The organism is Pseudomonas sp. JL3, assembly GCF_031570575.1.
Taxonomy (GTDB): Bacteria; Pseudomonadota; Gammaproteobacteria; order Pseudomonadales; family Pseudomonadaceae; genus Aquipseudomonas; species Aquipseudomonas cucumis.
In genome coordinates, this window is record NZ_JAKWJK010000001.1 from 354,695 (window position 1) to 369,129 (window position 14,435).

Sequence of the window (14,435 nt, forward strand, 5' to 3'; positions counted from 1 at the left end):
GGAGGAATGAGCTGTTGCGGCGAAGGGGCTTGCCTCCGTTGGGGCGCGAAGCGCTCCTCTACGACTCTTCAGGCACATCGAGTTGCCTGGTGCTGCTGACCGCCGGCGGTATCTTTGGCCCGGTCAACTCTGGTTTTTGAGATGGAACTCGGCGTCCAGATGAATGGCCTGTAAAAAAGCGCTGTCGTGAGAGACCACGATCAATGCCCCTTGGTACTGATTGAGCATCTGCTCCAGCGCAATTTTACTGGGCAAGTCCAAATGGTTGTCCGGTTCGTCCAGCAATAGCAATTGCGGTGGCCGCTGTGCATATAACTGCGCAGCCAGTGCTATTTTCAGGCGTTCGCCGCCGCTCAACTGGCAGGTCTTGAGTGTTGCACGATCCGCATCAATGCCCATCTGCGCCAACCGGGTTCGCGCCTCGGCTTCGGGCAACTCCGGATTACTCTCGTAGAGCCATTGCACCGCCGTGCGTTCGGGGTACTGTAATCCGGCGTGTTGATCCAGCCAGCCAACATGGCAACTGCGGATGAGTTCGCCTTCACGCACCGGCAGTTGGCCGGCGATCACTCGCAACAGGGTCGACTTGCCGCTGCCGTTCGCGCCCAGGATTGCCATGCGCATAGGCCCGGTCAGCGTCAGATTGACCGGCGCCGCGTAACCGAACGGGAGAATGACGTCGTTGAGCTGCACAATCAGCTTGCCATTGGGCACTACGCTTTCCGGAGACAACATCATGCGTTGAATGTCCGGAGCGCACCGCGTACGGGCCTCGGCGATACGTTGTTGTTGCTGCTCCCGGGCCGCCTGTTGATTGAGGCGCAATTTTCCCTGACTGTTTTCACTGCGTTCTTTCTGGGCGTTGGTAATCAGCTTGGTCTGATTGCTGTCACGGGCCTGACGGTCGCCGCGCGCATTACGCCGTTGCTGACGCTCCATCTGCACGGCCATCTCACGTTGCTCGCGCTTGGCCTGCGCCCGCTCACCTTGCAATGCCGACTGGAGCGACTGCTGTTCTTGCTCGCGAGCCGCCGCATACTGACTGTAGTTGCCGCCATAAACCGCCAGCCCCAAGGGTGAAAGCTCGACAATTTCGTTCACGTGCTCCAGAAGGCCTCGGTCGTGGCTGATCAACACTAAGCCGTTGGGCCAGCGAGCGATCTGCTGCGCAAGTTTGTGTTGCTGATCAATATCCAGGTGATTGCTGGGCTCATCCAGAATGAGCCAGTCGGCCCTGGATAACCACGCCCCCAGCAGCGCCACCCGTTGCCGTTCGCCACCACTGAGGGCGTCGGTGCGCGCGTCGGCATTCAAATGACCCAGACCGATCTGTTCCAGTTCCGCCTCAAGGCGTGTGGCGCAATCCCATTGATCGACCGCCAGCGAATGATCGTCATCGTCGACGCTGCCCTGAGCAATACGATCCAGCGCCGCCAGAATATGGTCGACACCGACCAGCGCGGCAACACTGGGATAGCGCTCGGGTTCCAGTAACTGCGCCACGGCGTAAACCCGACCTTCGCGACGGACGATTCCGGTAGTGGGCAGCTGTTCCCCCGTCAGAAGCTGGCCAAGCAAGGACTTGCCACAACCATTGGCACCCACGATACCGGTGGCCCTGGCGCTGAAGGTGTGGTTCAAGTCATCGAACAGAACGCGCCCGTCGGGCAGGTTGAATGATGCATGATCAAGTTGAAGTAACCGTTGGGTCATGACGTCTCCTTAAATATTCAAAACTCCCTGGTGCTGCGCAACAACGTCCGTCTCGTCACTTCGGCCTGCTATCTACCATACTGAGGCCCCATCCCAATCGATAGGCAATCTTTCAGGGTGTTCAGCATCACTGGTCTTTTGCCAGTAAACTCTCCCTCTTTAGCCGCCACCATTTTCCTCGCGGCCATTACCTTATTTCCTACGGAGTACGCCTTGCGTCTGTTTCACACCTCCGACTGGCACCTTGGGCAGAACCTGCACGGCCAGGAGCGCGATTTCGAGCACGCCTGTTTTCTTGACTGGCTGCTGCGCCAGCTGAAGCTGGATCAGCCCGATGTGCTGCTGATCGCCGGCGATATCTTTGACACGGTCAACCCACCGGTCAAAGCCCAGGAACGCCTCTACGATTTCATCGTCAGCGCCCATGAGCAGCAACCCTTGCTGACCATCGTGATGATCGCCGGCAACCACGATTCCGGTTCGCGGATTGAACTGCCCGCACCGTTGATGCGGCGCTTGCGTACTCACGCCCTCGGTCGCGTGCTGTGGCTCGATGACGGTCAATTGGATGCCGAACGCCTGTTGCTGCCGTTGCCTGATGCCAGCGGCGAAATTGCCGCCTGGTGCCTGGCGCTGCCGTTCCTGCGCCCCGCCGAAGTGACCGGTGCGCATTTGGGCGATAACTACTTGCGCGGCATCGGCCAGGTTCATGAATGGCTGATCGAAGCGGCCAACGCCAAGCGCAAGCCGGGCCAGGCGCTGATCGCCATCAGCCATGCGCACATGGCTGGCGGTTCGGTTTCGGAAGATTCCGAACGCAGCCTGATCATCGGCAACGCCGAAGCCCTGCCCGCCAGTCTGTTCGGGCCGAGTATCAGCTATGTCGCCCTCGGGCATTTGCACAAGCCGCAGAAGGTCAATGGTGAAGAGCGCATCCGCTATTGCGGCTCGCCGATTCCCTTGTCGTTCTCCGAGATCAATTACCAGCATCAGATTCTCGACATTCAGCTCGATGGCGAAACATTGGTCAGCGTCGAACCGCGCCTGATTCCGCGTTCCGTCCACTTGCAACGCCTCGGCTGCGCGCCGTTGGCGGAGATCCTGCTGCAACTGGCCGACCTGCCCAACATTGACCTGCTCGCCGATATCCAGCGTCAGCCGTGGCTGGAAGTACGGGTCCGTCTCGACGAGCCGCAACCGGACCTGCGCCATCAAGTGGAAACCGCCCTGCAAGGCAAAGCCGTGCGGTTGGTGCGGATCGCTGCCGAGTACGCCGGCAATGGCAGCCGCGAGGGCATCGATGACAACACAACCTTGATCGAACTGGATCAACTTTCGCCCCAGGAACTGTTCAGCCGAGCGTGGCAGGACAATTACGGCAGCGAGGTCGACGAGCAAACGCTCAAGGACTTCGCCGAGCTGTTGCAAGACGTGCAGATGGAGAGCGAACAGCCATGAAAATTCTCGCGATCCGCCTGAAAAACCTCGCCTCGCTGGCCGGGCCGTTTGAAATCGACTTCACTGCGGAGCCCTTGGCCAGTGCCGGCCTGTTCGCAATTACCGGGCCGACCGGCGCTGGCAAAAGCACCCTGCTCGACGCCCTGTGCCTGGCGCTGTTTGGTGCCGTGCCGCGCCTGAACAACACCGGCCGCGATGCCAAGGTCCCGGACGCCGATGGTGAAATCGGCACCGGCGACCCGCGCACACTGCTGCGGCGTGGCACCGGTGAAGGTTATGCCGAAGTGGATTTCGTCGGTATCGACGGTCGCCGCTATCGCGCTCGCTGGGAGGCTAATCGCGCTCGGGAAAAGGCCGGTGGCAAGCTGCAAGCCAGCCGCCAGAGCCTGCGTGACATCGATCAGGATCAACTGCTGGCCAGCCAGAAAGGCGAATACAAAGCTCAGCTCGAAGCCGCGCTGGGCCTGAACTTCGAACAGTTCACCCGCGCCGTAATGCTGGCTCAGAGCGAGTTCAGCGCCTTCCTCAAGGCTGATGACAACGACCGCAGCGAACTGCTGGAAAAGCTCACCGATACCGCGCTCTATACCCGTCTCGGTCGTCGCGCTTTTGACAAGACCAAAGAAGCTCGCGAAGCCCACAAGTTGTTGCAGGACCAGGCCACCGGGGTTACGCCGCTGTCGCCGGAAGCCCGGGCCGAACTCGATGAGCGCTTCAACGACGCTCAGCAGCAACTCAAGAGCCAGCAGGCGCAGCTCAAACAATTGGAGTTGCAACACACCTGGCTCAAGGACCTGCACCAGTTGCAAGACGCGCAACAAAGCGCCACCGAGCAACTGCACTCCGCCCAGCAACACTGGAACAGCCTGGCCGGTGAGCGCTTGAAGCTGACCCGTCTGGAGCAACTGGCCCCGCAACGGCATCAGTTCGCGCGCAAGACCGAACTCACCGCCCAGCTCACGCCTCTGGCGGCGCAGATTCAGCAGCACACGCAACAGCAAAGCGAGCTGACCGAGCGACAGACTCAACTCGAACAGAGCCTGAGCACCGCCCAAACGGCGTTGACCCAAGCGCAAAGCCAACACACCTCCAGCGCGCCACTGCTGCGCCAAGCCTTCGAAGAGCAAAGCACCCTCGCCCGCCTGGTCAAGGACGCCAGCCTCAGTGCCGACCTCAAGCAGCAGGCGGAACAGGCCTGCATTCAGGGTCAGGGCACGATTCAGGGTTTGCTCGACCAACAAAAACAGGTCGCCGAACGGTTGCAGCGGATTGCCGGGGAGCTTGAGCAGAGCACCCATCTGGCCCCGCTGAGCGATGCCTGGAACGCCTACCGCGATCGCCTGCAACAACTGATGCTGATCGGCAATCGCCTGAACAAGGGCCAGGCCGAACTGGCCGCCCTGGAGCAAAGCGCCGCCCGCGCCGCCGAGGAACTGGCCACCCAGCGCCAGAGCCTTGAGGTGCTGTACAAAGAGGCCGGCGCCGAGCCTGAAGCGGTGGCCGAGCAGATTCAGATTCTCGGCAGTCTGCTGCAAGACAACCGCAAGCAACTGCGAGCCTTTGAAGAGCTGACGCGACTGTGGGCCAGCCAGCAGGAACTGGACAAGCGCGGCGCCGAGCTTCAGCAGCGGCAACTCGCCGCTCAGCAAGACCGCGATCGTTTGACTCAGGACGGGGTGAAGACCAAGGCCGAACTGAGCGTCGCCGAACAGACCCTGACCGTCACCCGCGAACTGCTGGAGCGTCAGCGTCTGGCGCGCAGTGCCAGCGTCGAAGAATTGCGCGCACAGTTGCAGGACGATCAGCCGTGCCCGGTTTGTGGTAGCCCGGACCATCCTTATCATCAGCCCGAAGCTCTGCTGCAAAGCCTCGGCCGGCATGATGAAAGCGAACAGGCCAACGCTCAAAAAGCGGTGGACCTGCTCAAGGAAAAACTCACCGATTTGCGCGCCGAAGTGGGCGGTTTGATTGCCCAGCAAAAAGAACTGCTGCAACAGCAAGAACAACTCGCGAGTCAGCAACAAGGCCTGACGCCGAGCCTGGAAGCGCACCCACTGTCCGCTCAACTGTTGGCCCAGGACGCAAGCAAACGCGATACCTGGCTGACCCAACAAAGCAGCCAGTTGAACCAGAGCATCACCCAGGACGAACAACGGCAAACTGCCTTGCTCACCCTGCAACAGGATGCCGCGCGCCTTGCGCAACAACTGCGCAGCGCCGAAGCGGCGAGTCAGCAAGCAACACAGCACCTGCTCAACCAGCAACGCGAGTTGAGCAGCGATCGCCAACGTCTGGACGAAGAACTGAAGGCGTTCAGCCCCCTGCTCCCGGCCGACACGCTGGAGGCCTTGCACACCGAACCCGCCGCGACCTTCATGCAGCTCGACCGGCAGATCGCCCAGCGCCTGGAACAACTCGACCAGCAGCGCGAAGAACTCGGCGAACAGCAACAACGCCAGCAGACGCTGGACAAAGAACAGTACCAACAGCAGACCCGCATTCTGCAACTGGACGCGGCGCAACAGCAGTTCGCGGCGCTGGCCGGGCAGCAACAGGCTTGCCAGGAAAAACTGACGCAACTGCTGGGCGAACATGCCAGCGCCGAACAGTGGCAGCAGCAACTGGATCAGGCCGTCGAGCAGGCGCGTAGTGCCGAAGCGACGGCCAATCAGCAATTGCAAACCGTGCGCACGCGCTTGGTGCAATTGGCCGCCGAACTCAAGGCGCAGCAGGAACGTTCGCAGGCCCTGGAAACTGAAGATCGCGAGCTGAGCGGCAAGATCGCCGACTGGCGCGCACAACATCCAGAGCTCGACGACGGCGGACTGGAAGAGCTATTGGGCGTCGACGACCAACAGGTCAGCGAACTGCGTCAACGATTGCAGCAGAGCGAAAAAGCCATCGAGCAAGCCAAGGTGCTGTTGCAGGAGCGCGATCAACGCTTGCTCGATCATCAGGCGCAGCACAACGGCAATCTCGACGCCGAACAACTGGCCACGACGCTGGCAGAGCTGCAAAACCTGTTCGCAGCCAGCGAGCACCGCTGCGCCGAACTGCGCGCAGAACAGGCCGAGGATCAGCGTAGGCAGAACGCCAATCAGGCGCTGGCGCAACAGATCGCCGACGCCTACACCGAGTATCAGCGCTGGGCGCGGTTGAATGCATTGATCGGTTCGGCCACCGGCGACACCTTCCGCAAAATCGCCCAGGCCTACAACCTCGATTTGCTGGTGCATCACGCCAACGTCCAGTTGCGGCAACTGGTGCGGCGTTATCGCCTGAAACGTGGCGGCAGCATGCTCGGGTTATTGGTGATGGACACTGAAATGGGCGATGAACTGCGCTCAGTGCATTCGCTGTCCGGCGGCGAGACGTTCCTGGTGTCGCTGGCGTTGGCGCTCGGTTTGGCGTCGATGGCGTCGAGCACGCTGAAAATCGAATCGCTGTTTATCGACGAAGGCTTCGGCAGTCTCGATCCGGAATCCCTGCAACTGGCCATGGACGCCCTCGATGGTTTGCAAGCGCAGGGCCGCAAGGTCGCGGTGATTTCCCACGTGCAGGAAATGCATGAACGGATTCCGGTGCAGATTCAGGTTCACCGCCAAGGCAACGGCCTGAGTACGCTGGAGGTGAAATGAACACGCTGTATTCGTTCCGCCGCTGCCCCTACGCCATGCGCGCACGCATGGCGCTGCACAATTCGGGGGTTGAGGTGAATATCGTCGAGGTCAGCCTCAAGGCCAAACCTGCCGAAATGCTCGCGCTGTCGAGCAAAGGCACGGTGCCGGTGCTAAGTGTGGACGGCCGGGTGATCGATGAGAGTCTGGAAATCATGCGCTGGGCATTGGCGCAGAACGATCCACAGGACTGGTTGCTCAAGGATGATCCTCAAGGACAGCAACACTGCGCCGCGTTGATCGAAGAAAACGATCAGGTGTTCAAGGCGCACCTGAATCGCTACAAGTACGCTGAACGATATCCCGAGCAGCCGATGACGTTTTATCGCGCCGAGGGCGAAGTGTTTTTGCGCAAGCTGGATCAATTGCTGGAGGGGCGCGGCTACTTGCTGGCCGCGCACCCGAGCCTGGCGGATGTCGCCCTGATGCCGTTCGTGCGGCAATTCGCCCATGTGGATCGCGAGTGGTTCGGTCAGACGCCTTATGGGCGATTGCAGGTTTGGTTACAGCGCTTCATCGAGTCAGAGCTGTTCACATCAGTCATGGTGAAAACTCGATCCTCGTAGGGGGATTATGCCAATACCGAGCACATCCCCAACGCCGAGCAATCCACTTGGAATGGCCCGAAAAATTCGCCATTGGATTTGATCGGCGGATTGCCCACCAGCAACCCCAACGCCTTGGCCGTCTGAATGTTGTGAGCAATGTTATGGTTGCATTCGATGGCCCGCGCCACCGACCCCGCCGAGCCCTGCCCGATCCCCAACAAGGAAGCGCCATTGGTCATGAACGCCAGGAAGGCGATGACCCAGAGTTTGCGTCCTTTCATGCCCCCACCACTCCGGCCACGTCGGCGTGATCGACACTTACGTTTTGAGCGCGGTGTTCGAATTGAACGGCGGGATAAGCGACCTGGATCGGTGCTTGAAGGCTTTGTTGCGATTGAGCCGAAAGGCTGACGACCAACACCATGGCCACGTAAAGACCGATGGCCAGGTAGGCGCCGTATTTGGCAGAAGTGATGATTGCGCTGGCCATGGTGTTCTCCGTGGGCATGTTTCAGTGCCCACAGAATCGATCAAAAAACAGAAGATAACTAGCGACCTTTATGCATAGTAGCTATCAGTTTTATTGATCATGAACCAGCGTGTTTCAGTCCCCGATAAAGCTCATCAAGCGCTCGCGGGCCGCCTCCGGCTCGTTTGAAACGGGCTGGGCAGCCGACAGAATCGGGGTGGAATAGAGAAACAGGAGAACCACTGCCAGACGCATCGCCATGCTGTCGATCCTTATTGGGGAAGGAGTCAAAAAATCAGCGTCAAATTTAAACTCATGGCCATGTGATATCAAGCAATACATTGATAGCAATATGATGCTGTCGTAAACGCGTTATGCAGGAGCGACATCACTTCGGCGCCTTTCGAGGCTTACAGCTCGATCGGCAAGTGACTTCGCTCCTGCATAAAGGGTGCAGGGCTTACATTTCAGTGTTGGGTTTTGTGATCCAGCGCGGCGTAGAAGTTGGCGCTCTGTTGCAGGTATTTCGGAGTGTAGCTTTGGGTGTGGGATTTTTTGTCGCTGATTTCAGCGTTGGCATTGGCGGGCAATGCAACCGTGGCGGAGATAGCGGAAGCGGCGATCACGGAGAAGAGATTGAAGTTCATGGCGGTGTTCCTCGATTCAGTTGGCTTGCTTGCCCGGTGGGGCCGTGAAGCAAACTTAACTCCCGAGGGTCGACGCCTTGAAATGCTTTGTAGTATTAGCCGATATCAGTCTCATTAATAGAAGGTTGCAGGCCCCATCAACCGGGGCCTGCGGTTTATTGACGCACCAGAAACTTGAGATCGCTGGGGGCATCCATCGGCAATTTCTGCACGGTTTTACCCAACAGACCGGTCTTGGCATCGCGCTCGACGACGACAATCTGGTTGCTCTTCTGGTTGGCAATCAGCACAAACTTGCCACTCGGATCGAGGCTGAACTCACGCGGGTGATCACCGTCCACGGAGCGGCGCTGAAGCTCCTTGAGGTGGCCGGTCGCCGGGTCGATGGCGAACACCAGCAACTGATTGGTGGTGCCACGGTTGCTGACGTAAAGAAACTTGCCGTCAGCCGAGGCGTGAAGCGCAGCCGCAGCCTTGCCCGATGTCGGCAGACCCGCCGCCAGATCGACCAACTGCGTTTGCACGAGTTTGCCGTCCTGATGGTCGAACACCGCCACCTGTGCGCTCATTTCCAGGGTCAGCCAGGCGTGCTTGCCGTCGGCGCTGAACAGCAAGTGTCGCGGCCCGCTGCCGGGGGGCAACTGGACGGACGCGGGTTTGGCGGCGGTCAGCGGCAGTTCCGGATTGGCCTTGGGATCGAAGCGATAGACGAAGATCTTGTCCGCTCCCAAATCGTTGGAAAACACGTATTGGCCATCCGGTGATGAAACCACCGAATGCACATGCGCCGACTTCTGCCGTTCAGGATTGACCCGGCTGGACGGATGACTGCTCATCTGCACGACGGGTTTCAGCTGGCCATCGGGGCCCACCGGCAATACTGCCAGGGTGCCGCCCGGATCTTCAGCCACCGAGTAGTTGCTGACAAACAGGTGACTGGCATCACCGCTGACGCTCGAGTGCGTCGGCTCGTTGCCCAAGGTTTGCACCTGACTGATCAGGCTCAACTCATAGGTCTTTGGATCAATCGCATAACTGCTGACACGCCCTACCGGATCGGCCTGACCCGGGCCGTTTTCGTTGACCGCGAACAGGCGCTGTTGATCCTTGGACACGGCGAGCCAGGACGGGTTGGCGCTCTTCACCACTTGCAGGGGTTTGGCATCGATCTGCCCGGTGCGGCTGTCGAAACTCAGGCGATAAATCCCCTGGCTCTGGCCGGCGGTGTAGGAGCCCACCAGTAATTCGTAACCGTCGACCGAGGCCGCTTGCGCGCCCATTGCGCCGACGCTGCCGGCGATCAACAGTGGCCAGAAGTTACGCATCCTCATTCGTTTCGTCCTCGTCGTCCTGACCGCCGAACGCTTCCATGGGCACCAGTCGGTGTTCACCGGAATCACCGGTGATGATCCAGCTCTTCAAGTCGGGATCAAAAGTCGCCGCCGCGATCTGCGCAATGCTGAACTCCCAGCGCTTGAGCGCCCGACCGTCCATGCATTCGATGTGCAGGTTATCGTCTTCATCGAGAGAGAAGTCGAACGCGTGCAACCCGTCTATCTCCAGCATGTCGCAGTGTTCGAGGGCGTTGAGCAAGGTATCGTTTACGGCAGTCATGGCAGTCAATCTTTGAATGGGAAAGTGGCAATGATAGCTCAACACGCCGCAATGATCGTTCCCACGCTCCGCGAGGGAATGCAGCCCGTGACGCTCCGCGTCACATCAACAGCCGAACGCAGAGCGTCCGTTGAGGCATTCCCACGCAGAGCGTGGGAACGATCAGTTACAGGGGACCGAGCCCATCAGTTGAGGGCCGTCAGAGAGCGTCGCGCGATGGCTTGCCATCGACCAGGCGCTGGATGCGCAGCGGATTGCCATTCTTCAGCGCTTCCGGCAGCAGGCTGTCGGGGTAGTTCTGGAAGCATACCGGGCGCAGGAAACGGTCGATGGCCAGGGTGCCCACCGACGTGCCGCGCGCATCGGAAGTCGCCGGATACGGCCCGCCATGAACCATCGAGTCGCAGACTTCCACGCCGGTCGGATAGCCGTTGAGCAGGATCCGTCCGACCTTTTGCTCCAGCAATGGAGTCAGTTCACCGAACTGTTCGAAGTCCGCCGGCTCACCGATGATCGTTGCCGTCAGCTGCCCATGCAAACCGTTCAACGCGGCACTGAGTTGCGCCTGATCCGCCACTTCGACGAACACCGTGGTCGGACCGAATACTTCCTCTTGTAGCACTTCATCGCCATCAATCAACAGGCTGACATCGGCCTTGAACAGTTGCGGCTGCGCCTGATTGCCTTGTTGCGGGTTGCCGGCCAAATGCTCGATTTTCGGATGCGCGAGAAGTTTCTGCAGGCCCTTGCCATAGCTATTCAACGTACCGGCATTGAGCATGGTTTGCGCCGGTTGATCGCCAATCAGCCCCGCCACCTGCTGCACGAACGCGCTGAACTGCGGCGAACGAATACCGATCACCAACCCTGGATTGGTACAGAACTGCCCACACCCCTGCACCACCGAAGCCGTGAGGTCACGGGCGACGCTTTCAGCACGAGTTTCCAGCGCCTGCGGTAGCACGATCACTGGGTTGATGCTCGACATCTCGGCAAACACCGGAATCGGCTGCGCCCGTGCCGCGGCCATGTCGCACAGTGCACGACCACCCTTCAGTGAGCCGGTAAAACCGACCGCCTGAATCGCCGGGTGCTTGACCAGCGCCTCACCCACCCCGCCGCCGTAGATCATGTTGAACACACCGGCGGGCATGGCGGTTTGCTCGGCAGCGCGGATCACGGCGTCGGCCACCCATTCGGCGGTTGCCATATGGCCACTGTGGGCCTTGAACACCACCGGGCAACCGGCGGCCAAGGCCGAAGCGGTGTCGCCGCCCGCCGTGGAAAACGCCAACGGAAAGTTACTCGCGCCAAACACCGCGACCGGCCCAAGACCAATGCGGTACTGACGCAGGTCGGGACGTGGCAAAGGCGTACGTTCAGGCAGCGCGCGATCAATCCGCGCGCCATAGAAATCACCACGCCGCAGCACCTTGGCGAACAGACGCATCTGGCCGCTGGTGCGACCACGCTCGCCTTGAATACGGCCGGCCGGCAATGCGGTTTCGCGGCAGACCACGGCGACAAAGTCATCGCCCAGCGCGTCCAGCTCATCGGCAATCGCATCGAGGAATTGCGCACGTCGTTCGGCGCTCAAGCTGCGATAGGCCGGATAAGCAGCGGCAGCAGCCTTCGCGGCGGCGTCGACTTCTGCAAGGGTGGCCTGATAGAAATCGTGGGGCAAAGCCTCGCCAGTGCTGGCGTCAACGCTCTGGAGTTTGACGATGCCGGTAGCGCTGCGCTGACCGCCAATGTAGTTGTGACCAAGAATCCGGGTCATGGGTGTCTCCTTAAAGTGTGCCGACGGTGCCGGGTTCGAACGCCGCTTCAACGGGCTCAATGCCGTTGATCAAGGGCGCGCCGAACTCGGCTTGGCTGATCTCGAACACGTCACCCGGTTGGGTGCGAATGCCTTCAGCGAAGGACAGGGTTGCGGTGCCGAAGAAGTGAATGTGCACATCGCCGGGGCGCAGGAACTGGCTGTATTTGAAATGGTGGTATTCGAGGTTTTCCAGGCTGTGGCACATGTTGGCTTCGCCACTGAGGAATTCATTCTGCCAAAGCACTTCGCCGTCGCGCAGGATGCGGCTGGTGCCTGCCAGATGTTGCGGCAATTCACCGACCCGAAGCTCCGGGCCATAACTGCAACTGCGCAATTTCGAGTGAGCCAGGTAAAGGTAATTCTTGCGCTCCATTACGTGGTCGGAGAACTCGTTGCCCACCGCGAAACCGAGGCGATACGGTTTGCCATCGTGGCCGATGACATAGAGGCCGCTAAGCTCCGGCTCCTCCCCCGCATCTTCGGCAAAGGGCGGCAACGGAAACGGCTTGCCCGGTCGCACGACGATGCTGCCGTCGCCCTTGTAGAACCACTCCGGTTGCACGCCGGCCTGGCCGGTCGCAGGTTTACCGCCCTCCACGCCCCACTTGAAGATGCGCATCGTGTCAGTCATGGCGGTTTCGTCGCCGACCTGCTGATGCATTTTGTCCCGGGCCGAAGCGCTGCCCAGGTGGGTCAGGCCGGTGCCGCTGACCAGCATGTGCGCCGGGTCCGGGTGATCCAGCGGTGGGAGGATTTGCAGATTGGCCAGCAGCGCTGAATAGTCGTGGCTGATGCCCAGCCCCAAGGTTTGAACCTGTTGCTCAAGATTGACGCCCGCCTCGATCGCCGCCAGCGCCAGATCCCGCACCGAGCGCGCATCCTGCACTTCGCGCACCAGGCCATCCTCGACCACGCCGACACGGCGCTCGCCGTTACTCAATTCGAACTGAACTAAACGCATGATTTTCTCCTGTTAACGCAAAACTTCAAAACAACGCAGGGTCCTGTGGGAGCGGGCTTGCCCGCGATGACGGCGGCACATTCACCATTGATGTGCCAGGCAGATTGCTATCGCGGGCAAGTCGAATCGTCGCACCGCCGCTCCCACAGGGTCGGTGGTGATTGCCTACTTCGTGTCAGATACGGGTCGCCCCACGCGCACTGGCCGCAAATTCATCGGCCGGCAGCACGTGTTTACGCTCCAGCAACCGATAAACCACCCCCGTCAGCACCAGGCCGAACACCATCACGCAAGACAGGAAGTACAACCCCGACGCCAGGTTGCCGGTGTATTCCTTCAGCGCACCGATCACGAACGGACCGATGTAGCCGCCGAGGTTGCCCACCGAGTTAATCAACGCGATCCCCGCCGCCGCACTGGCGCCGGCGAAGAAGCGACCCGGCAAGGTCCAGAACACCGCGGTGCAGGAAAACAGCGCGAACGCTACCAGGCACAGCGCCGCCAATTGCAGCACCGGCACGGTCAGCCAGGCGCTGAGGAACAGACCGATGGCGCCCAACACATACAGCACCGCCAGATGACCGTAGCGATCATTCAAGCGATCTGAGCTGCGCGGAATAATCAGCAAACCGATGATCCCGAAGATGTACGGCACCGACGACACGAAACCGGTCACCAAGTCAGTGCCACCGAATTGCTTGATCAACGTCGGCAACCACAAACCGAGACCGTAGATGCTCAGGGTCACCGGCAGATAGAACAGCGCCAGCAGCAACACACGTTTGTCCTTCAGCGCATGCAGCGGATTGCCGTGGCGGGTCTGGCCGTACACCTCCAGGTCCTTTTTCAGCTCGCCGGTCAGCCAGTCTTTCTCAGACTGGTCCATCCATTTCACCTGTTGCGGGCCGTCCGGCAGGTAACGCAGCACTGGCCAGGTCAGCAGGATTGCCGGCATGCCGATGACGATGAACAGCCACTGCCAGCCGTGCAGCCCAAGAATCCCGTCCATGCCCAACAAGCCGCCGGACACCGGGCCGGTGATCATCATTGCGATGGGTTGGGAAAGGATGAACAACCCGAGGATCTTGCCGCGATGGCGGATCGGGAACCATTGGGTGATGTAGTACAGAACGCCCGGGAAGAACCCGGCTTCGGCCGCGCCGAGCAGAAAGCGCATCACATAGAAGCTGTTCGGTCCCTGGACGAACGCCATGCCGATGGTGATGGCGCCCCAGGTAACCATGATCCGCGCGAACCAGCGCCGGGCGCCGAAGCGGTCGAGCATCAGGTTGCTGGGGATTTCCAGCAGGAAGTAGCCAATGAAGAACAGCCCGGCACCCAGGCCATAAGCCGCGTCACCCAGGCCGATGTCAGCGCCCATGTGCAGCTTGGCGAAACCGACCGCGGAGCGATCCACATAGGCGATCAGGTACAGCAGGATCAGGAAGGGAATCAGTTTCAGCGTGATGCGACGAATAAGCCGCAGTTCCTGGCCCATGAGTTCGGTCTCCGATTGTTGTTGTTAT

13 protein-coding genes are annotated in these 14,435 nt (G+C 60.2%); 3 read left to right on the plus strand and 10 right to left on the minus strand.

Features of this window, described 5'->3' with window-relative positions; all coding sequences use genetic code 11:
- Positions 1–123: 123 nt before the first annotated feature.
- Positions 124–1,713, minus strand: a complete 1,590-nt coding sequence (locus MMG91_RS01435; RefSeq protein ID WP_310658501.1) for an ATP-binding cassette domain-containing protein — start codon at positions 1,711–1,713, stop codon at positions 124–126.
- 213 nt (positions 1,714–1,926) lie between these two features.
- On the opposite strand from MMG91_RS01435, the gene MMG91_RS01440 reads away from it, so the two are divergent.
- The 3 genes from MMG91_RS01440 to MMG91_RS01450 are packed head-to-tail and all read left to right on the plus strand — an operon-like array spanning position 1,927 to position 7,414.
- Positions 1,927–3,171: an exonuclease SbcCD subunit D C-terminal domain-containing protein gene (locus MMG91_RS01440; protein ID WP_305449501.1), complete on the plus strand. Its 1,245-nt coding sequence runs from the start codon at positions 1,927–1,929 to the stop codon at positions 3,169–3,171.
- On the plus strand, positions 3,168–6,809 hold the full coding sequence (locus MMG91_RS01445; RefSeq protein WP_310658502.1) for an AAA family ATPase: 3,642 nt from the start codon (positions 3,168–3,170) through the stop codon (positions 6,807–6,809). The genes MMG91_RS01440 and MMG91_RS01445 overlap by 4 nt, the downstream gene beginning before the upstream one ends.
- Positions 6,806–7,414, plus strand: a complete 609-nt coding sequence (locus MMG91_RS01450) for a glutathione S-transferase (protein ID WP_310658503.1) — start codon at positions 6,806–6,808, stop codon at positions 7,412–7,414. Before MMG91_RS01445 ends, MMG91_RS01450 begins: the two co-directional genes overlap by 4 nt.
- A 5-nt stretch (positions 7,415–7,419) precedes the next feature.
- Here MMG91_RS01450 and MMG91_RS01455 read toward each other — a convergent pair whose 3' ends face one another.
- From MMG91_RS01455 to MMG91_RS01495, 9 genes are all read right to left on the minus strand, one after another.
- Entirely contained in the window at positions 7,420–7,677 is a 258-nt protein-coding gene (locus MMG91_RS01455) for a hypothetical protein (protein WP_305449498.1), read from the minus strand.
- Positions 7,674–7,886 (minus strand): hypothetical protein, encoded by a 213-nt coding sequence (locus MMG91_RS01460; RefSeq protein ID WP_305449497.1) that lies wholly within the window; start codon positions 7,884–7,886, stop codon positions 7,674–7,676. Before MMG91_RS01460 ends, MMG91_RS01455 begins: the two co-directional genes overlap by 4 nt.
- Positions 7,887–8,000: 114 nt before the next feature.
- On the minus strand, positions 8,001–8,126 hold the full coding sequence (locus tag MMG91_RS01465; RefSeq protein ID WP_310658504.1) for a hypothetical protein: 126 nt from the start codon (positions 8,124–8,126) through the stop codon (positions 8,001–8,003).
- Between the two features lie 206 nt (positions 8,127–8,332).
- On the minus strand, positions 8,333–8,512 hold the full coding sequence (locus tag MMG91_RS01470) for a hypothetical protein (protein ID WP_305449496.1): 180 nt from the start codon (positions 8,510–8,512) through the stop codon (positions 8,333–8,335).
- Positions 8,513–8,667: 155 nt separating this feature from the next.
- Positions 8,668–9,837, minus strand: coding sequence for a lactonase family protein (locus MMG91_RS01475; RefSeq protein ID WP_310658717.1), 1,170 nt, complete (start codon positions 9,835–9,837; stop codon positions 8,668–8,670).
- The gene (locus MMG91_RS01480) at positions 9,830–10,126 is read right to left on the minus strand and encodes a DUF5629 family protein (RefSeq protein WP_310658505.1); all 297 of its coding nucleotides are present in this window, start codon (positions 10,124–10,126) and stop codon (positions 9,830–9,832) included. The genes MMG91_RS01475 and MMG91_RS01480 overlap by 8 nt, the downstream gene beginning before the upstream one ends.
- Positions 10,127–10,325: 199 nt before the next feature.
- The gene (locus MMG91_RS01485) at positions 10,326–11,906 is read right to left on the minus strand and encodes an aldehyde dehydrogenase (NADP(+)) (RefSeq protein ID WP_310658506.1); all 1,581 of its coding nucleotides are present in this window, start codon (positions 11,904–11,906) and stop codon (positions 10,326–10,328) included.
- Between the two features lie 10 nt (positions 11,907–11,916).
- Positions 11,917–12,909 (minus strand): AraD1 family protein, encoded by a 993-nt coding sequence (araD1, locus tag MMG91_RS01490; RefSeq protein WP_310658507.1) that lies wholly within the window; start codon positions 12,907–12,909, stop codon positions 11,917–11,919.
- 175 nt (positions 12,910–13,084) lie between these two features.
- Positions 13,085–14,407 (minus strand): MFS transporter, encoded by a 1,323-nt coding sequence (locus MMG91_RS01495; protein ID WP_310658508.1) that lies wholly within the window; start codon positions 14,405–14,407, stop codon positions 13,085–13,087.
- Between the last annotated feature and the right edge of the window lie 28 nt (positions 14,408–14,435).